The organism is Paenarthrobacter nitroguajacolicus, assembly GCF_007786235.1.
Lineage (GTDB): Bacteria > Actinomycetota > Actinomycetes > Actinomycetales > Micrococcaceae > Arthrobacter > Arthrobacter nitroguajacolicus_A.
In genome coordinates, this window is sequence record NZ_VNFK01000008.1 from 165627 (window position 1) to 183048 (window position 17422).

Annotated in this window: 19 protein-coding genes; 5 read left to right on the plus strand and 14 right to left on the minus strand. The window is 63.3% G+C overall.

The features are described from left to right. The 6 genes from FQP90_RS12500 to FQP90_RS12525 form a co-directional block, all read right to left on the minus strand. Entirely contained in the window at nucleotides 1-2001 is a 2001-nt protein-coding gene (locus FQP90_RS12500; protein WP_144650805.1) for an Hsp70 family protein, read from the minus strand. A gap of 174 nt (nucleotides 2002-2175) precedes the next feature. Beyond that, nucleotides 2176-3243, minus strand: a complete 1068-nt coding sequence (gene ccsB, locus FQP90_RS12505) for a c-type cytochrome biogenesis protein CcsB (RefSeq protein ID WP_144650808.1) — start codon at nucleotides 3241-3243, stop codon at nucleotides 2176-2178. After that, nucleotides 3243-4952 carry a cytochrome c biogenesis protein ResB gene (resB, locus tag FQP90_RS12510; RefSeq protein WP_144650811.1) on the minus strand — a complete coding sequence of 570 codons (1710 nt, stop codon included), beginning with the start codon at nucleotides 4950-4952 and terminating at the stop codon, nucleotides 3243-3245. Before resB ends, ccsB begins: the two co-directional genes overlap by 1 nt. Further along, nucleotides 4952-5707, minus strand: a complete 756-nt coding sequence (locus FQP90_RS12515) for a cytochrome c biogenesis CcdA family protein (protein WP_144650814.1) — start codon at nucleotides 5705-5707, stop codon at nucleotides 4952-4954. Before FQP90_RS12515 ends, resB begins: the two co-directional genes overlap by 1 nt. Before the next feature lie 5 nt (nucleotides 5708-5712). After that, a complete protein-coding gene (locus FQP90_RS12520; protein ID WP_144650817.1) occupies nucleotides 5713-6318 on the minus strand; it encodes a TlpA family protein disulfide reductase in 606 nt (201 codons plus the stop codon). A 4-nt stretch (nucleotides 6319-6322) separates the two neighbouring features. Beyond that, the gene (locus FQP90_RS12525; RefSeq protein ID WP_144650820.1) at nucleotides 6323-6988 is read right to left on the minus strand and encodes a histidine phosphatase family protein; all 666 of its coding nucleotides are present in this window, start codon (nucleotides 6986-6988) and stop codon (nucleotides 6323-6325) included. A gap of 208 nt (nucleotides 6989-7196) precedes the next feature. Between FQP90_RS12525 and FQP90_RS12530 the strand changes: the two genes are divergently transcribed. The 3 genes from FQP90_RS12530 (at nucleotide 7197) to FQP90_RS12540 (ending at nucleotide 9631) form a co-directional block, all read left to right on the plus strand. Then, a complete protein-coding gene (locus FQP90_RS12530) occupies nucleotides 7197-7748 on the plus strand; it encodes a YceI family protein (RefSeq protein ID WP_144650915.1) in 552 nt (183 codons plus the stop codon). A 172-nt stretch (nucleotides 7749-7920) separates the two neighbouring features. Next, nucleotides 7921-8619, plus strand: a complete 699-nt coding sequence (locus tag FQP90_RS12535; protein ID WP_144650823.1) for a hypothetical protein — start codon at nucleotides 7921-7923, stop codon at nucleotides 8617-8619. Between the two features lie 250 nt (nucleotides 8620-8869). After that, on the plus strand, nucleotides 8870-9631 hold the full coding sequence (locus FQP90_RS12540) for a DUF6264 family protein (RefSeq protein ID WP_144650826.1): 762 nt from the start codon (nucleotides 8870-8872) through the stop codon (nucleotides 9629-9631). Between the two features lie 59 nt (nucleotides 9632-9690). Here the strand turns inward: FQP90_RS12540 and FQP90_RS12545 are convergent, their stop codons facing one another. Continuing rightward, nucleotides 9691-10398: a redox-sensing transcriptional repressor Rex gene (locus FQP90_RS12545; RefSeq protein WP_144650829.1), complete on the minus strand. Its 708-nt coding sequence runs from the start codon at nucleotides 10396-10398 to the stop codon at nucleotides 9691-9693. 76 nt (nucleotides 10399-10474) lie between these two features. Further along, a complete protein-coding gene (locus tag FQP90_RS12550) occupies nucleotides 10475-10729 on the minus strand; it encodes a glutaredoxin family protein (RefSeq protein WP_144650832.1) in 255 nt (84 codons plus the stop codon). Between the two features lie 134 nt (nucleotides 10730-10863). Here FQP90_RS12550 and FQP90_RS12555 point away from each other — a divergent pair, with 134 nt between their 5' ends. Both FQP90_RS12555 and FQP90_RS23830 read left to right on the plus strand, forming a co-directional pair. Continuing rightward, nucleotides 10864-11697: an HAD family hydrolase gene (locus FQP90_RS12555; RefSeq protein WP_144650835.1), complete on the plus strand. Its 834-nt coding sequence runs from the start codon at nucleotides 10864-10866 to the stop codon at nucleotides 11695-11697. A 568-nt stretch (nucleotides 11698-12265) separates the two neighbouring features. Continuing rightward, nucleotides 12266-12802 (plus strand): endonuclease domain-containing protein, encoded by a 537-nt coding sequence (locus tag FQP90_RS23830; RefSeq protein ID WP_306439408.1) that lies wholly within the window; start codon nucleotides 12266-12268, stop codon nucleotides 12800-12802. Nucleotides 12803-12937: 135 nt separating this feature from the next. Here FQP90_RS23830 and FQP90_RS12565 read toward each other — a convergent pair whose 3' ends face one another. The 6 genes from FQP90_RS12565 to FQP90_RS12590 form a co-directional block, all read right to left on the minus strand. Continuing rightward, nucleotides 12938-13036, minus strand: a complete 99-nt coding sequence (locus FQP90_RS12565; protein WP_003792170.1) for a 30S ribosomal protein bS22 — start codon at nucleotides 13034-13036, stop codon at nucleotides 12938-12940. A gap of 164 nt (nucleotides 13037-13200) precedes the next feature. Beyond that, the gene (locus tag FQP90_RS12570; RefSeq protein ID WP_017199160.1) at nucleotides 13201-13413 is read right to left on the minus strand and encodes a helix-turn-helix domain-containing protein; all 213 of its coding nucleotides are present in this window, start codon (nucleotides 13411-13413) and stop codon (nucleotides 13201-13203) included. 232 nt (nucleotides 13414-13645) lie between these two features. Next, on the minus strand, nucleotides 13646-14794 hold the full coding sequence (locus tag FQP90_RS12575; protein WP_144650841.1) for a 3-deoxy-7-phosphoheptulonate synthase: 1149 nt from the start codon (nucleotides 14792-14794) through the stop codon (nucleotides 13646-13648). Nucleotides 14795-15014: 220 nt separating this feature from the next. Next, on the minus strand, nucleotides 15015-16022 hold the full coding sequence (locus FQP90_RS12580) for an acetylxylan esterase (protein WP_144650844.1): 1008 nt from the start codon (nucleotides 16020-16022) through the stop codon (nucleotides 15015-15017). A 50-nt stretch (nucleotides 16023-16072) separates the two neighbouring features. Beyond that, nucleotides 16073-16750, minus strand: a complete 678-nt coding sequence (locus tag FQP90_RS12585; RefSeq protein WP_144650847.1) for a DUF1961 family protein — start codon at nucleotides 16748-16750, stop codon at nucleotides 16073-16075. After that, complete coding sequence (locus FQP90_RS12590; protein WP_144650850.1) at nucleotides 16747-17418, minus strand: rhamnogalacturonan acetylesterase; 672 nt, start codon at nucleotides 17416-17418, stop codon at nucleotides 16747-16749. The genes FQP90_RS12585 and FQP90_RS12590 overlap by 4 nt, the downstream gene beginning before the upstream one ends. Between the last annotated feature and the right edge of the window lie 4 nt (nucleotides 17419-17422).

Consider the following 17422-nt stretch of genomic DNA (forward strand, 5'->3'; position numbering starts at 1 on the left):
CTATACCGCCGAGAGCAGCGCTGGGTCCGGAACCGGGCTTGTTTCCGTTGGCAGGGGCGTGGGGTCGAGGGTAGCCGGCGGCGGTGTGGGCTCCTGGGTCACGGCGGGTTCCGGCGACGGCGGCGGGGGGTCCTGGGTGACCGAAGGCTCCGGCTGGGGCACGGTTGGTTCCGGTGACGGCGGCGGGGTGACTGGATCGGGCGGGGTGGTGGGGGGTGTTGTCGGTTCGGAAACGGGCGGCGTGGTGGGCGGCGTCGTCACCGGAGGAGGAGTCGGTCCGGTAGCCGCGCCTCCTGTGGGTTCGGGGGTGGGAGGCGACGTAGCTGGCGTCCCAGGAGTCGTGGGACTACCCGTTCCGGGCACAGCAGGCGCGGTGCTGCCTGTCCCACCGCCACTCGGGGTGGTGCTGGTGGCTGGCCCTCCGGCCGCCCCTGCCGCCGACCCCGATCCCGTCCCGGCACTGCCCTTCCCGGTATTCGCAGTTCCTGGCCGAGCCGGGCTCTTCCCTGCACCCGTCCCAGCCCTTGTGACGCCGGCACCAACACTGGCTTCAAGTCCGGCAGCCGGGTTGCCGGCAGCGGCAGCGCCGCCTTGGGACTTGGCGGTCTGTGGCCCCGCACCTTGCGTACCGTCGTCGCGCATCACGTCGGCAGCTTGGTTGCCGAACATCGATGCCAGCAGGCCGGTGCTTTCAGGACTCTGGGCTGCCGTTGCCGTAGCAATGGTCAACGCGGTTGCGGCCACCGCCGCGGCCGCTGCCATCCGCACACGAGGCCGAGGGGCATGCCTCCCGGGCTTGTCGGAGGTTGCCTTCAGCGCGGTCAACGCAGGCGCGGACCTGACAACGTGTGGCCGTTCCACAGTGGAGCCCGCCGAAACGGCCTCGACATCGGCGTCGGCCGCGTCCACAACCCCGGCCCCTGTTGAGCGCAACCCAGCCACCGCCGCACCCAGGCAAATGGAGGACTTGGGATCGGCGTCGACGGCGATTGGCCTGCCCAATTCCACCGAGATCATCTCGGCTACGAGGGGAATCCGCGAGGACCCGCCGATCAACAGCACAGCGCTCAGATCCTGCACCTCAACGTTGATGCTCCGCAAGCTTCGCTCCAGGGCATCCACGGTGTCCCGAAGGGGTGATTCGATCATCGCCTCAAACTCGGACCGCACCAACCGGACGGACTGCTGGGTTCCCGGCAAGGCCACAGCCACGCTGGCTTCGCTGTCCATGGAGAGCGCTTCCTTGGCCTCCCGGCACTCCCGGCGCAGGCGCGAAAGAGCTGCCAGCGTTTCCGGCGAGCCGGGATCCAGGTTATCCGCGGCATCACCAAGGTGACCCAGGACGTGACGCAATACAGCGGCGTCGAAATCGGCGCCGCCCAAAGTTTCAATGCCGTCGGGACGGCCGAGCAGTTCGAAGTTCCCGGCGCCCACTTTGCGGAGGACCGCAGTGTCGAACGTACCGCCGCCGAGGTCGTACACCGCAATGGTGCTGCCGTTCTCCACACGGGTTTGGGAGGCATAGTGCAGGGCAGCTGCTTCGGGTTCGCTGATCAGCGTGACGTCATGCAGGCCCGCCACGTTCAGCGCTGCGAGAACCAGCGAGGTGCGGTGCTGACCCCACGCGGCGGGGTGCGTCATGATGATCGACGACGGCGAACTTCCCTCGCGCTCTTCGGCCCTGTCCACCACCCTTCTGGCCATGGTGGCGTAGACATCCTCAGCGGCCAGCCAGTCCTCACCCACGGCCAAGGGAACCGAGTCACCTATGCGGCGCTTGAATTCCCGGACCATCCGCTGGGGATGGTCCAATCCGCGTCGCTCGGCTGCCTCACCTACCAGTGTCCGGCCGTCGTCCGCATAGAAAAGCACTGAAGGCACGGCACTGCCATGCAATCCCAACGGAAGGATTTCAGGTGTAGGGGTTGGACTCTGGTCAGGCTTAACCAGGGCTGCTGCGGTAAAACTTGTCCCGACGTCAATGGCGAGAACATAGTTCATAGCTACCTCGAAAAGAACACGGCGCGGCGCTAGCGGGCTGCATCACAAGCGGGTCCTCAACAAGTTAGCACTTGCTCAGGACCGGCAAAAGGCTCAGTTGCTGGACCGACTGGCCGTTTTCGAGGCGGTTCGCCTGAGTCGGAGGTAACGCCCCTGCTCAGGCCGGTTTGAGGCTTAGAGCCCCGAGTAGGAATGCAGTCCGTTGAAAACCGTGTTCACCAGCGTGAAGTTGATAATCACGCAGGCGTAACCAACAATCGACAACCATGCAGCACGGGTTCCGGTCCAACCACGGGTGGCTCGGGCGTGCAGGTAGCCCGCGTAGACCACCCAGATCACGAACGTCCAGACTTCCTTGGGGTCCCAGCCCCAGAACCGCCCCCAGGCCTTTTCTGCCCAGATGGCGCCGAACATGAGCGTAAACGTCCAGCCGATGAAGGCAATGGCGTTGATGCGGTAGGACAGGTTTTCCAAGCTCAGCGCGTTCGGAACCAGGCGCATGAAGCCAAGCTTGTCCGCACCGCCTGTGGACAGGTTCTTCTGCCGGTGCGACTGCAGCAGTTGCAGCACCGACATGGCAAATGTCAACGTAAACAACGCTGAGGACAGCACTGCGATGGAAACGTGGATGATCAGCCAGTAGCTTTGCAGTGCCGGGACCAGGTGGCCTACCGGGGTCCAGAAAGCAGCGGAGGCCGCCACCAGCATGATGATGGCCAGGCCGATCACGAATGTGCCCAGGAAGCGAAGGTCGCGGCGGATCAGGACGATCAAGAACACAGCGACGGCCACAAAAGCACCAGTTGTCAGGAACTCGTACATGTTGCCCCACGGCACGCGGCCGGCGCCCAGTGCACGTGTCACGACACCTGCGCCGTGGATCAGGACACCCAGCACCGTCAGGGCCACCGCAACGCGGGCAGGTGCACGGCGTTCCGCACCGTACTTCATGTCACCTGCGGCGGTGCCGCCTTCAACGGTGAGGCCCGACGTCGGACGCTCGGCGCGGCCAGCCGGCCCACCGGCGTCGGGAGCGCTGAGGCTGCCGCCGGCCCGTCCCGCTGCAACAGTCACCTTTTCGGTGGCGGAGCTGGCTGCGGCCTTCAGGTCCACAGCCCGGAGCATCTTGCTGCTCTTCGCCAGGTCCCAGGCGAACGCGATGAACGCCACGGTGTACGTGCCGGCGGCCAACAGCATGAACAGCTCGCTGTATTGGCCCAGGGTTTCGTTGATGACGGGCATTACTGGTCCTTCGAGGTTGAGGAAGAGACTGTTTTAGTGTCAGTGTCCGGCGTTTCCGGGACATTCCATTCCCGGGCAAAGAGTTCCCGGAGGGCTGCGGCTTCGCCGGCGAGGCGGTGGTCTTCACCGCGCGCCAGCAGGCCGTATTCCACCATGGTGCGGCCGTCCGTGTGGGTTCCGGTACGGACCCAGACACGGCGGCGGTTGATGTAGAGCGACATGACCAGGCCGGCCACCGCGAGGAAACCGAAGATCAAGGCGTACAGCTGGCCGGGGTTGTGGTGGATGTCCACGCCGATGTACTTCTTGACGCCGTCGAAGGTGATGCTGCCCTTGCCGTCTGGCAGTTCCTGGCTCTGACCCACCAGAAGGGTGATGCCGCCGGCTTCAAGCTTGCGGCCGTTCAGTTGCGTGAGGTCCCTGACGTCCATTTCAAAGACATTCTGCGGCACACCCTTGTCCAGCCCAAGGTCGCCATAGTACGAGTCCAACGTCAGTTCCGGTTTGAACAGCTCAGGGGCCGCGCTATAGGAAATACCGGCCTCGTTCTTTATGGACGTGGGCAGGAAGAAGCCCTGGAAACCCAGCTGTTCCGGCTTGGCGTCCGGGACCTTGATGACCACCGACGAGTAGTAGTTATCCCCTTGGACCTTGGCCGTGACGGGGCCCTGGAAAGCAACGTTGCCTTCACCGTCCCGGACCGTCACCATGGGCGCGTAGCCATTGCCGGTGAGGTAGAGGCTGGTGCCGCCAAGCGATACGGGCTCGTTAACCTTCAGGACTTCCTTCTTGGCCGGTGAATCCGGGGTCTCCTTGGTGGTGACCTCGGCCGTGTAGTCGATGGGCTGGCCGGCCTTGCCCGGAGACTCGCCGCGATCGAACTTGGCCTCGAATTTGTCCAGCTGGACGGAATACGGCTGAAGTGAGCTGCTTTGGAAGTTTGTGCCAGGGGTGAATTGGTCGTAGCCCACCAGGGTATTGACGAACGTATCGCCCTCCACAAGGATGCGCTGGCCGCTGTACCCGAACAGCCCACCGATGGCCACTGACACCAGCACGCCGATCAGCGAAGTGTGGAACACCAGGTTGCCGACTTCCTTCAGGAAGCCGCGCTCGGCACCCAGGGACGGCAGGTCGCCGTCGGCGTCCCTGACCTCAACGCGGTAGCCGCGCTTCTTGAGCAGCCCGGCGGCATCGTTGATGGCCTTCGACGCCGGGATTCCGGCGTCGGCGGGCAGCGCCAGCGTGCCGTACTCCGGCAGTCGCGAGAGGCGCTTGGGAGTGCGTGGCGGCTGCGACTTCATCGCCTTGTAGTGGGCGATCGCGCGAGGCGTGACGCAACCGATCAGAGAGATGAACAGCAGGATATAGATGGCCGAGAACCAGGCCGACGAGTAGACATCGAACATCTGCAGGGCGTCCAGGAACGGTCCGGTCGCCGGGTTGTTCTTAATCCAGTCCGTCACCGTTACCGGGTTGGCGGCACGCTGCGGAAACAATGATCCCGGCACGGCGCCCACGGCGAGCAGGAGGAGCAGGAACAGCGCGGTACGCATGCTGGTCAGCTGGGTCCAGGCCCACCTGAGCATGCCCTTGAAACCGAGCGCGGGCAGCGCGGCTTCGGACTTGGCCTGCTGGAGTTTTCCATCCGCTGTGTTGGCGCCTTCAGCGGCTGGTGACTTCTTCTTGGCTTTCACGGACTCGCTCATCAGATTGGCAACTTCACATCGTTTTGGAACCAGTACTGCAACTCGGTCACCCAGGTTCCCCACACTCCGGTGGTCATCAGGATGCCGAGCAAAATCAGGATGCCTCCGCCAATCCGCTGGATTGCCAGCCGGTGCTTGCGGAAGAAGGACATGACCCCCATGCCCCGGCGGACTGCCAGGGCGATCAGGAGGAAGGGAATGCCCAGGCCAAGGCTGTAAACGAACGCCAGGAGTGCGCCCTTCGCTGCCGACGAACCGCCGGACAAGCTCAGCAACTGTACCGCGGAGTACGTCGGACCAATGCAGGGCGCCCAGCCGAGGCCAAAGGTCAGCCCCAGGAGCGGAGCGCCCCAGAGCCCTGCAGGTGGCTTGGCGTGGATCTTCGCGTCGCGCTGCAGCCACCCGAACCCGCCCATGAACACAACGCCCATGATGATCACCAGGACGCCCAGCACTTGGGTGATCCACGCGTTCTGCGGACCGGTCAGGAGGGTTCCGAGCTGTCCGAAGGCACCGCCCAGGAGGACGAAAATCACAGAGAATCCCAGGACGAACAGGCCGATGCCGGCCAGCATGCGGCCGCGCCGCTGCTTCTCAAGGTCGACGCCGGTCAGCCCCGTGACGTAGCCCAGGTAACCGGGGACCAGGGGCAGCACACACGGCGAAAGGAACGAGACCAGCCCGGCCAGCAGAGCCACCGGCACAGCCAGCAGCAGTGATCCATTGAGGATCGTCTCGGCGAAGGGACTGTTCATGGGTGCTACTCGGCCACGGCTGAGGTGATGAGGGCTTTCAGGGTGCCCTTCTCGATCTCGCCGAGCACGCGGGAGGCAACCCTGCCTTCCTTGTCCAGGACGAGGGTTGTGGGCACGGCGCCCGGCGGAACGATGCCGGACACGGACAGGAGCACTGCCCCGTCCTTGTCGTTGAAGCTCGGGTAGGTGATGTTGAAGGTCTTATCGAAAGCCTCGGCAGTGGCCTGCTCGTCGCGCAGGTTTACCCCGAAGAACTGCACACCCTGGTCCTTGAAGTCCTGGTGGAGGGCCTCAAGTTGAGGGGCTTCGATGCGGCAGGGAGCACAGGCGGCAAACCAGAAGTTGAGCACGGTGACCTTGCCCTGCAGGTCCTCGGGCTTGACCGTCTCGCCATTGAAAAGAGTGCCTTTGAGGGCCACGGGCGCAGCACGATCAGCCTTGGCGAACTCCGTCACCGAACCGTCGCCGGCTACGTAGTTCTTGTTGTCGCCTTTCCTTGCCTGCTCGGCAAGTGAGTCCTCTTGGGCACACGCGGAAAGGCCCATGGTCAGCCCTGCGAGCAGGACACCACCGGCAGTGAGCACGCCACGGCGTGAAAGATTGTTGTCCATGCTTCTATGCCCCCGGGGTGCTCGCCGCGCCGGGAAGCAGCACGGCAGCGGGTTCGCTGTACTCAACGCGGATGATCTTGCCGTCGTCGTCCAGGGTCAGTGAAGTCAGGGACGTCAGTGTGCACTCGCGCTTGCGGGGGTCGTGCGCCAAGCGACGACCTTCCGCAGTCAATCGGGTTGACCAGATGGGCAGCTGGTGGCTGACCAGGATGGCTTCGGCGCCGTCGCCACCCAGTTCGATCGCCTTGACGCGGGCATCCTCAACAGCGGCCAGCACGCGGGCGGCCTGCTCCTTGTAGGGCTCACCCCAGGAAGGCCGCATGGGATTCCGGAAGTAGAACCAGTGCTTGGGCTTGAGGAACTCGCTCTTGGTGGGGTGGAGTCCCTCGAAGTGGTTCTCTGCTTCGATGATGCGCGGCTCCGTGGTGATTTCAAGGTCCAAGGCTTCGGCAGTGGGCATGGCCGTTTCCTGGGCACGCGTCAGCGGCGAGGCCACCAGGTGCACGATCTTGGCGCCCTGGTTGGCGCGGGCCGCGAAGTGGTCGGCCAGCATCCGGGCCATCTCCCGGCCACGCTCGGAGAGGTGGAATTCCGGCAGTCGGCCGTACAGGACGCCGTCGGGATTATGGACCTCGCCATGGCGAAGCAGATGGACAGTTGCTTGGGGCATGTTTACCAGTTTCTCAAAGAAGCGGGGCGATCCGAAATCTTCTACCGCTAGTAGAACTCAAAGTTTTCCCGAAATGTTCCACGGAGTTGGAATAAAAGATGCATATGCATGTTTATACTAGACACGAAGCTCGGTTGACGCTTCAAGCAATTGGATTCAGCCTGGCAAGCACGCAGTACCTTCCACTAGACATAGGAGCAACACCATGATGACCCTTCCCGCCTCCGTCACCACCGGCACCTGGACCCTCGACGCTTCCCACAGCGAGATCGGCTTCACCGTCCGCCACGCAGGCATCAGCAAGGTCCGCGGCCAGTTCAAGGACGCTGCGGCCACCCTGGAGGTTGGCGAAACGCTGACCGACTCCAAGGTCACCGCCACCATCCAGACCGCCAGCTTCGACTCCGGTGACGTCAACCGCGATGGCCACGTCAAGGGCGAGGACTTCTTCGATGTGGAGAAGTTCCCGGAAATCACGTTCGTCTCCCGCCACGTCAAGGCCAACGGCAACAGCTTCGACCTCGTGGGCGATCTCACAATCAAGGGCGTGACCAAGGAAGTTGCCATCGAGACGGAATTCAACGGCGTGGCCGTGGATCCGTTCGGCAACACCCGCGCCGGCGTTTCCGGCGAGACCACCATCAGCCGCAAGGAATTCGGCCTTACGTGGAACGCCGTCCTCGAGGCCGGCGGCGTACTGGTCAGCGACAAGGTAGTCATCAACCTGGAACTCGCGTTCATCGCACCGGCTGCCGCATAGTTCCGGCCCCTCCAGGCATGCCGAACGGCGCTCCCACAGCATCACGCCGTGGGGGCGCCGTTTCGCATTTACGGAAGTCACCCCGCAATTGTTCGGCAAACAGCCTGTATTTAGCTGCGAGTTAGCTCCGAATTTCCTATGCATCCTTCAACCTGCGGTCTAAAGTGATGCCATGAGTACCCCAGACGAAGCACCACAGCCACAGCAGCCCGGCTCTCAGCCTCCGCAGCCCGGCAGCGTTCCTCCTGCGGGTTACCAGCCTCCGCAGGGCTACCAGCCACCTCAGGGCTACCAGCCGCCGTCGCAACCGGGCCAGTATTCGCAGCCCGCACCGCCTCCGGCCGGACCCGGACAACCAGCTCCGGGGCAGCCCGGCTTCCACTTCGAAATGCCCACTGACGGGCCCCGCAATTTCAACGACGTCATGCCCCAGGGCGGCTTCTCCGGAATGTTCAAGACCCAGGGCCTGCCAACGGAACTGAAGGTCTCCTACTTCATCTGGGTAATTTCCGGACTCCTGGGCCTTCTGTTCGGGCTCATCGGCTTCTTTGCCATCATCGCCCTCTTCGCCTTTGCGCCTGGAATTGCCGCCATCCTGCTGATCCTTCTGATCCTCAGCCTTGCAGTGGCCGTGGCTCAGGTTGTCCTGGCCATGAAAATGAAGGAAGGCAAGGAGTGGGCACGCCTCGCCCTCACCATCGTGGCCGGCATCTCCTTGCTCCTCGCGATCTTCAGTGCAGCCAGTGCCGGGGGCTCCAGCACCGGTCTTGGCAGCAACTGGTTCGGCTTCCTGGTCAGCGCCGTCGCCGTCGTGCTGATGTGGCTGCCGAACTCGCAGCTCTGGTTCAAGGCAGTCAAGGGCCGCGTTTAGCCCTAACTCGACTGCCGCCGTCGTCCACCAGCGGTAACAAGGCCGCGGGGATTCCTCAGAATCCCCGCGGCCTTCATCATGAAGGCGTAAGCCAACATGATGATTTTTTGTCCGCGAGCCGTATTTTCCTGCGTGTGGTCGGAGGCAGCGCAGTGGCGCAGAGGTACGGTGGAAACAGAACCACGCTGGGGGCAGGGTCATTTTGCTGATCCCGGCGGCCACACAGCAGTCGACCAAGCAAAGGAATGCCATGAGCAACCCTCCGTACCCGCCGTCAAACCCGGGCGATGCCAACCAGTCCGAGCAGCCCGGCTCCCAGCCCGCCGCACCCCAAACTCCCGCATCCCAACCTCCCGCACCGCAGTACGGCCAGCCCGCCACGCCACAGTACGGCCAGCAGTCCCAGCCACCGGCAGCACCGCAATATGGTCAGCAGTCCCCCGCCGCGCCGCAGTACGGCCAGCCCGGTGGGGCGCCCCAATACGGCCAGTCCCAGCCGCCGGCAGCACCGCAGTACGGCCAGGACACCAACTGGCCGAGCCAGCAGCCGGGTCCCACCACGGTGCCGCAGATGGTCAACATCGCTTTTTGGATGATTGTTGGCGCCGGAGCAATCTGGCTCATTTCGATCCTCCTTTCGATGGCCGCCATCAACGACCCCGCCATGCGGACCATGTTCGAAGACCAGATGGCTGCTGGCGGCGCGGCTGACGTGAGGTTCGAAGACGTGCAGGGTGTCATCGTTGGAGTCATGGTGGCAGTTGGAATTATTGGTGCCGCGCTGTACGCCCTCGTGGCCATCAACGTCCGCAAGGGCCGGAACTGGGCACGAATCCTTGGAACAGTGCTCGCCGCGCTCTCCATCTTTGCGTTGGTGCCGCTGAGCCTTGCCACACTGGCAGTACTTCTCGGCATCGCAGCCATCGTCATGCTGTACCTGCCGGCGTCGGCTCCGTACTTCCGGAAAGCCCAGCCGTTCGGCAACGCTTACCAGAACCCCTACGGGCGCTAAACCCCGGGGCCACACCAGGCCTTCAGGAAATCATTCACGCGGGCGCGGACCCGGCGAGGCTAAACAGCCTGGCCCGGTGTCTGCGCCCGTTGTGCGTGGTAGGCCAGAATCTGCAGCTCGGTGGCCATGTCCACCTTGCGGAGGTTGACGTGCGGCGGAACCTGCAGCAGGACAGGAGCGAAGCTGAGGATGCTCCGGATACCGGCGGCGATCACGCGGTCACACACCGCTTGGGCAACGGTGGCGGGCAAGGCCAGCACCACCATGTTCGTATGGGTCCGTTCCAGGACCCGTTCGAGTTCGGCGGAGTCGCTGACGCGCAGCCATCCCACCTCGTTGCCGATCACCATGGGGTCTGCGTCGAAGATCGCCACGACGTCGAAGCCCCTGGACTCGAAGCCGCCATACCGGGCCAATGCTTTGCCGAGGTTACCCGCGCCGACAATTGCGACCTTCCAGTCGTGTGTCAGTCCCAGTGCGGCCGCGATGTGCCGGCTCAGGTACTGGACCTCGTAGCCGACTCCCCGCGTCCCATAGGAGCCAACGTAGGAAAGGTCCTTGCGGAGCGTGGATGAGCTGACGCCGGACGCCTCGGCGAGCGCTTCGGACGAAACCCGTTCCACCCCTTCGGCGAGGAGGGAGTTGAGCGCGCGCAAATAGAGGGTCATCCGGGCCACAGCCGCGGGCGGGATCTGCTTGGCGGCAGGTTCGTTGTCCTCGGTTGTCGCTTCCGGGGACGGTTCCAGCGCAGTCACGGTATTCTCCATTGCGTCGCTTTGTTGTTCCACTCTATGACCCCCAGCCGGACTCAACAAAAGCCATTACTTGCGGGTAACCGCACCCTCAGCCCTCCATCACTTTCTTCAGGGTGCGGGCCAGCCGGTCCTCATCGATCTTCCAAAAGTCGCGCTGTACGCCGTTGACCAAGATCACCGGAATTTCCTCGGCGAACCGCTCTTGCAGCTGCGGATCGTCGTCGATCCCTTTCTCGGTCCACGGAACGCCGAGGCTTTTCGTCACGCGCTCGACGGCGGCACGCGCCTCAGTGCAGAGGTGGCAGTCAGCTTTGGTGAGGAGAACGACGTCGGGAATAGCCATGGGATAACGGTAACCGCCCCGATCCTCTCTCACATCCCACCCCCACCAACGCCACCCTCTCTCACATCCCACCCCCAACAACGCCACCCGTGCACCCGCAGCGCGCCGCACTAGCGATTGACTAGACTCAAGGCATGCCCGAGGAGAAGAACGCCACCGTGGTCGCAGATGCCCAAGCGCAGAACGACGCAGCGCAGAAGCGCACCGGCGAAGCTGCCTTCTTCGATGTCGACAACACTTTGATGAAGGGCGCGAGCCTCTTTCACGTTGCCCGGAAGATGTACGAGCGTAAGGCCTTCACGCTGCCGCAGGCTGCTGGATTTGCCTGGAAACAGTTCAAGTTCGTCATGCGCGGCGAGAACATGGAGGACGTTCACGCGGTGCGTGATTCCGCGTTGACCCTCGCGGCCGGCATCACTGTGGCCGACATCAAGGCGTTGGGCGAAGAAGTCTACGACGAAATGATCGAGTCGCGGATTTGGCCGGGAACCAAGGCCTTGGCCGAGCAGCATCTTAGGGTTGGTCGCAAAGTTTGGCTCGTCACAGCGACTCCCATCGAAGTTGCCACCGTCATCTCCACCCGACTTGGGCTGACGGGTGCACTCGGGACCGTAGGGGAAGTGCACGATGGCATGTACACGGGGAAGCTAGTCGGCGACATTCTCCACGGCCCGGCCAAAGCAGTGGCAGTCCAACTCATTGCCGAACGTGAGGGGCTGGATTTGGAGCACTGCTGGGCCTACAGCGATTCTGCAAACGACATTCCCCTGCTCACCATGGTGGGGCACCCGGTAGTCATTAACCCTGATGCGAAACTGCGCCGTCACGCCCGGGACAACAACTGGCCTGTGTACGATTTCCGCTCCGGTCGTCGCGCCGCCACGCTCGGGCTGAAGGCTGCAACGGTCGGCGGAGCGATTTACGGTCTCTGGCGTGGCTTCTCGCGGTTCCGCGGTCCCCGCTACTGACCCTCGTTCACATCGCCCCAAACCCTCACCCTCTCTCACATCCCACCCCCAAAACCCTCACCCTCTCTCACATCCCGCGGGCCATCAGGCTGCCTGTGGATAACTTCTGCAGACAAAGTGCCCGACCGGCAACAATTCCGGTATGGAAAAACTCACCCTGACAGAGTCCGATCTGCCGACGGCACCGTTCACTCTCGACGAAGCTAAATCAGCGGGCATCAAACAAGAGCGCCTTTGGCGTCGCAGTGACATCGCCCCTGTGAGCCGGGGCCTGTATCGCCCGGCCAATTGGGACTTTGACCTGGAGGCGGCCGCCCGCTCGCTGTCAGCTGCGAGCCCTGGCGCTTGGATTTCTCACGTCACGGCAGCGAAACTCCATGGTTTCTCGCTGCCTCCGTGGCTATCGGATTCAAACGAGCTGCACCTCAGTAAGCCGAGGAATCTGCCGTCAGTGCGCCGAAAAGGAGTAACCGGCCACACTCTGACGATTTCGGACGGGGAAGTCGAGCAGGTCCGAGGGATCTGGATTTCAACTCGATCAAGAACATGGTTGGACTTGGCCCGCGCTATGCCCTTGAAGGAACTGGTCTGTATCGGTGATGAGCTCATTCGCAACCCGAGGCTCGAATTCGAACAACGAGCCGAGCCCTTTACAACGATCGCTGCACTCCGCGCCATGGTGAACCGACACAAGAACCTCCAAGGCGTGGTCCGAGCCCGGGAAGCACTGGACCTGATGCGCGTCGGCTCCGATTCGGCGCCGGAATCGATGCTACGTCTTGCGATGTTCGACGCTGGGCTTCCGGAGCCGGAACTTCAGGTGCTGCTCCGTCCCAACGATCCCCTCTCGCCGTCCGCGGACCTTGGGTATCGAAAACGGCGCGTCGCCATCCAGTACGACGGCGGCCATCACCTTGAGGAGAAACAGGTGTTCAGTGATCGGCGGAGGGACAAGGCGTTCATCGCTGCGGGCTGGACAGTCTTGGTCTTCAACAAGGCAGACTTGGCAAATGATTTCGACGCGGCAGTACGGCAGATCAAGAAGGTGCTGCGGACCGCTTGGATCGATCCCGCCGTCGAATCAGGCTTTTCCGGCGGGACGTGAGAGAGCATCCCCAAAAACCCGGCGGGACGTGAGAGAGCATCACCAAAAACCCGGCGGGACGTGAGAGAGCATCGGGGATGCAAAAATGCCCGCCACCTCGAGAGGCAACGGGCATTCACGCTTGGTGAAGTATCTCTACTTCTTATTGCGGCGCTGGTGGCGAGTCTTGCGAAGCAGCTTGCGGTGCTTCTTCTTGGCCATACGCTTGCGGCGCTTCTTAATAACTGAACCCACGAAAGTTCCTTACAAACTAGAAGTTCCTGTCTGTTGGAACAGATCCGCGGAAGCAGACAAGTACAACTGACAGATTCTTACATTGACGTAAAACGTTCCTTAACAGAGTACCGCTTCAGAGGGGCACCCCGTGACCACGGTCCGCGGGACGGACCCAGGCAGCCTCAGGCAGTCTCGGATTGTCCGTCCACCACAGCACCCTTGAGGTACTGGGCAACGGCCTCTTCCGGAACCCGGAAGGAACGGCCGAACCTTACGGCGGGCATTTCCCCTGAGTGGACCAGGCGATACACAGTCATTTTGGAAACACGCAGGACGTCGGCTACTTCAGCCACCGTCATGAAACGCGCATTCGAGAAGTTAGTCTCCGCGGACATTTCCCATATTCCTTTGCTCTCAGACAGTAGGACACCCCCAGTAGAACGGTGTGCCGATGCTGAGCCATCAAACAACCATGTGCTAGATACTCTAGAGGCTGATGGGGCCAATGTGAAAGCGTTTCGGGAAAGTGGGATGCTGCTCTCCCGGCAGGTCAGGGCCCATAACGGGGCCTCGCTGCGGGCAATGCCGAACGCACGGCATACTCCGCAGCGAAGCCACGAAATGGACTTACTCCGCAACCACCCCGCGACGCTTGCGGGCGGAGGCGGCGAGCTGCTCCAGCACCGAGGCCGTAACGTCCCATTCCATGCAGGCATCCGTGACGCTCTGGCCGTAGACCAGTTCCTGCTCACCAGCCAACTGCTTGACCGTGTCCAGGTTCTGCGCACCGCCAACCAGGAAGCTCTCCAGCATGACGCCGGCAATAGCCGAGGTCTCCCCGGCTTCGAGCTGCGCACCGATTTCCAGCGCAACCTCGGCCTGGCGGTGGTGGCTCTTGCCGCTGTTGGCGTGGCTGGCGTCCACGATCAAGCGCGGGTTCAGCCCCTTGGCTGCGAGCTTGGAGGAAGCGGCGGCAACGTCTTCCTGGGAGTAGTTCGGGCCCTTTCGTCCGCCACGGAGGATCACATGCGTGTCCGGGTTGCCGGACGTCGCTACAAGGGCCGCGCGGCCGTCGTCGTCGATTCCCAGGAAGGCCTGCTCAGCGGCAGAGGCGCCGCAAGCGTCAATCGCCACCTGGAGATCGCCGTCGGTGCCGTTCTTGAAGCCGATAGGCATGGACAGCCCGGAGGCGAGCTGGCGGTGGATTTGACTCTCGGTGGTGCGGGCACCGATGGCGCCCCACGAGACGAGGTCCGCCATGTATTGCGGGCTGATGGGTTCGAGGAATTCGGTGGCAGTGGGCAGGCCCAGCGCGGTGACCTGCTTGAGGAAGCCACGAGCGGCGCGCAAGCCGGCAGCGATGTCGTGGCTGCCGTCCAGGTGGGGATCGTTGATGAGTCCCTTCCAACCAACCGTGGTGCGCGGCTTTTCGAAGTACGTCCGCATCACGATCAGCAAGTCTTCCTTGTGCTTCTCCGCCTGGCTGACCAACCGACGCGCGTATTCGAGGCCCGCCTTGGGGTCGTGGATGGAGCATGGTCCCACGATCACCAAAAGGCGGTCGTCCACGCCGTCCATGATGGCGCGCACCTGGTCGCGGCCACGGTCGACGACGGCTGCTGAGCGGGCATCAAGCGGCAACTCGGCGATGAGGTCCTGAGGGGCCGGAAGCGGCTCGAAGCGGGCCACCCGCAGGTTGGAGGTGGCAGGCTGCGCGGCGTCGGCGGCGTCGGCGGCTTCGAGCGATTCGGTGGGTTCTGCGGCGATGCTGGTCATGTCTGGGTCCTGTTCCGGGATACGGAGCGGGCCCCTTTTCAGAACCCGCCGGATATGGCGAAGGGCAGAGAATAATCTCTGCCCTGTTGGCTCTGAAGGAAAGTTGGATGCGTGTCAGTTAGACGCGGGCCCCTCCAGAGCCAACGAAAAATACGCATACCAACGCTTAGTCATAGCCACACCATAACCGCGGTTCTTCACAGCGGGCAAATCGAGTCCATCAAGATGACAGTAATTTGCGCAGGAACTGCAGCTGCTTTATCCAGTGGTGCTCTTGGCCGCCCTCGTGGTTGTTGAAGCGGTACACCTCGATGTCCTTCTCAACCCGGCCCGAACCAACACCGTAGTTGTTGTAGCTCGCGAACACCGTTGACGGCGGGCAGATATCGTCCATCTGGGCGGCGGAGAACAGCGCGGGAACCGTGGCCGCGCGGCCGAGGTGGACGCCGTCGAAGTAGTTGAGCACCGAAAGGATGGGTTCATAGCGATCCCGGTGCCGCCCCAGGAACCCAGCGATTTCCGGGTACGGTCCACGCGGGGTGATGTCGATGGCGCGGGGGAAGTCCTGGAGGAACGGGACGTCGGGCAGCGCGGCGATGACGCCGTCGAGCCTTCCGGCCGTCAGCCCGGCAGCAGCAACAGTGATGCCGCCGCCTTGGCTCACGCCGGCCAGCACCACTTTGGAAGGGTCGACGGCGGGATGGTTCTGCGCCGCCTCTACCGCTCGGAAGGCGTCCACGTAGACACGGCGGAAGTAGTAATTGTCCTGGTGGTCGGCGCCACGGGTCATCAGGCCGGCAAAGGCGACGCCACCTGCCGAAGGATGCGGATCCGGGGTATCGCCGGAGACCCCGCCGTAGCCCTGGCCTCGGGTGTCCATGATGAAATGTGCGTAACCGGCCTGTGCCCAGCGGGTGTTCTGGTTGACCAGCCCGCGGCCTCCGGAGTAGCCGATGTACTCCACCACTACGGGTAGCTGCTGCCCTGCCTCGAGGTGGGCGGGCACGTGCAGCCAGCCCTTGATGCGGTCTCCTCCGAAGCCGGAAAACGCGACGTCAAAGGTGTCAATCACGGATAGATAGTTCTCCACCGGCTCGAAGACAGCGTCCAGCGGCAAGCCCCTGGCCTCGGTAATGGTCCGGTCCCAGAAGGCGTCCAAGTCTGCTGGCGGAACCGCGCTGGAGGTGTAGTTGCGAAGCTGCTCGAGGGGCAGGTCAAAGAGAGGCATGGGGACATCCTACGTCATGGTTTCGTGTGCCCCATCACAGGGCGCGGCAGCTACAAGGGGCTGATGGACAGGTTGCGGTAGGCGGCTTTGAGCGGGGCCATTTGGCGGATTCCGAAGTAGCCCCCGCCCAAAGGCTCGGGGCTTGGATCCATCCACTCAAAGAGCGGCAAGCCATCGATGGAAAAGGCTACTCGTGGTCCGTCTTTGATGACTTCCATCCGATAGAAGCCGTCAGCGTCCTCAGCGGGAGGAAGCGGATCAGCCCCTTGCGCCACAAGCTGGAAGCCTGTGCTCTTACGGAGATTGCAGGTGCGGAACCGGCGCTCGGAGGCGTACTTGTGGCGGAAGTAGGAGATATGGAGTGCGTCGAGGTCTCCCGAGTGGTACTGCGGGTAGAAGCCGGTGCGGGGAGCCAAGGACGGGGAGAACAGATCCTCGCCACGGTGCCCGCGGGCAGCGAAGAACACCATGGCCAGTCCGGGCTCTTCCAGTGGCAGGAACTCCCAGGTGATCCGCACGTGATCCGGGATTTCTTCCGGGCACCAGAGGGTCCAGTGGGCGTGGTCGCCGTGCTCTTCCGCGTCAAGGGAGCCCGACAGGACCAGCGCGCTGGTCCCGTCGCCGCTCAAACCCGGGCCGCCGTCGTCGTGCGTTCCGAACTGAACCGGCCCCTCGGCCACCCAGCCCGCCACATCCGAAGGACCTCGCAAAGGGTTCGAGTAGATCAAGCCTGCGCCGCCGCCTTGAGCGTCACCGTCAGCCCGTACCCGTGGGCTTCGAGCTGTTCAGCGACAAAGACGGCGATTCGTTGGGCGCCTTTCACATGGAAGTGCGTGTTGTCTTCCAAGCCGCCTGCCCAGTGGGCATGTTCGCCCGGTGCGAAGTGGAAGAACAACTCCTTGGAGCCCTCCTCCCCCAGTTCCTGGTAGAGCGATCGGGTCCACTGGTTGAGGTCGATGACGTCGAGGCCGAGCTCGGCCCCAAGCCCGCGAACGGTGTCCGCGTAGTCGCCCAAGGTCACCTCCAGCGTGCCGCCGGCCCAATGCCGGCGTTCCACCGACGTGCACAGGACGGGAACACCGCCCTTGGCCCGAACCTCGGCCACCATGCGACGGAGGTTGGCGGCGTATCCCGCGTGCGCGGCGAGGTGGGCGCGCTTCTGGTCGTTGTGCCCAAACTGGATCAGGACAAGATCGTCCTTCACCGTCTGGTTGAGCAGCTGGTACCAGAGGCCCTCCTCGCGGAACGACTCGGTGGTGGCGCCGCCCTTGGCGTAGTTGTGGACGGCGGCCCACCAGTAGGTCTCGGGTGCCAGGTGGGCGCCCCAGCCGCTCATCGGGTACTCGTAACTGGGGCAGGCGGCCACGGTTGAGTCGCCCGCGAGGAGGATTTTCATGGTT

Excerpts from the sequence above, each read along its gene's own strand:
- FQP90_RS12500 (WP_144650805.1), bottom strand. The coding sequence starts at position 2,001 with ATGAACTATGTTCTCGCCATTGACGTCGGGACAAGTTTTACCGCAGCA.
- ccsB (WP_144650808.1), bottom strand. The coding sequence starts at position 3,243 with ATGCCCGTCATCAACGAAACCCTGGGCCAATACAGCGAGCTGTTCATG.
- resB (WP_144650811.1), bottom strand. The coding sequence starts at position 4,952 with ATGAGCGAGTCCGTGAAAGCCAAGAAGAAGTCACCAGCCGCTGAAGGC.
- FQP90_RS12515 (WP_144650814.1), bottom strand. The coding sequence starts at position 5,707 with ATGAACAGTCCCTTCGCCGAGACGATCCTCAATGGATCACTGCTGCTG.
- FQP90_RS12520 (WP_144650817.1), bottom strand. The coding sequence starts at position 6,318 with ATGGACAACAATCTTTCACGCCGTGGCGTGCTCACTGCCGGTGGTGTC.
- FQP90_RS12525 (WP_144650820.1), bottom strand. The coding sequence starts at position 6,988 with ATGCCCCAAGCAACTGTCCATCTGCTTCGCCATGGCGAGGTCCATAAT.
- FQP90_RS12530 (WP_144650915.1), top strand. The coding sequence starts at position 7,197 with ATGACCCTTCCCGCCTCCGTCACCACCGGCACCTGGACCCTCGACGCT.
- FQP90_RS12535 (WP_144650823.1), top strand. The coding sequence starts at position 7,921 with ATGAGTACCCCAGACGAAGCACCACAGCCACAGCAGCCCGGCTCTCAG.
- FQP90_RS12540 (WP_144650826.1), top strand. The coding sequence starts at position 8,870 with ATGAGCAACCCTCCGTACCCGCCGTCAAACCCGGGCGATGCCAACCAG.
- FQP90_RS12545 (WP_144650829.1), bottom strand. The coding sequence starts at position 10,398 with ATGGAGAATACCGTGACTGCGCTGGAACCGTCCCCGGAAGCGACAACC.
- FQP90_RS12550 (WP_144650832.1), bottom strand. The coding sequence starts at position 10,729 with ATGGCTATTCCCGACGTCGTTCTCCTCACCAAAGCTGACTGCCACCTC.
- FQP90_RS12555 (WP_144650835.1), top strand. The coding sequence starts at position 10,864 with ATGCCCGAGGAGAAGAACGCCACCGTGGTCGCAGATGCCCAAGCGCAG.
- FQP90_RS23830 (WP_306439408.1), top strand. The coding sequence starts at position 12,266 with ATGCCCTTGAAGGAACTGGTCTGTATCGGTGATGAGCTCATTCGCAAC.
- FQP90_RS12570 (WP_017199160.1), bottom strand. The coding sequence starts at position 13,413 with ATGTCCGCGGAGACTAACTTCTCGAATGCGCGTTTCATGACGGTGGCT.
- FQP90_RS12575 (WP_144650841.1), bottom strand. The coding sequence starts at position 14,794 with ATGACCAGCATCGCCGCAGAACCCACCGAATCGCTCGAAGCCGCCGAC.
- FQP90_RS12580 (WP_144650844.1), bottom strand. The coding sequence starts at position 16,022 with ATGCCTCTCTTTGACCTGCCCCTCGAGCAGCTTCGCAACTACACCTCC.
- FQP90_RS12590 (WP_144650850.1), bottom strand. The coding sequence starts at position 17,418 with ATGAAAATCCTCCTCGCGGGCGACTCAACCGTGGCCGCCTGCCCCAGT.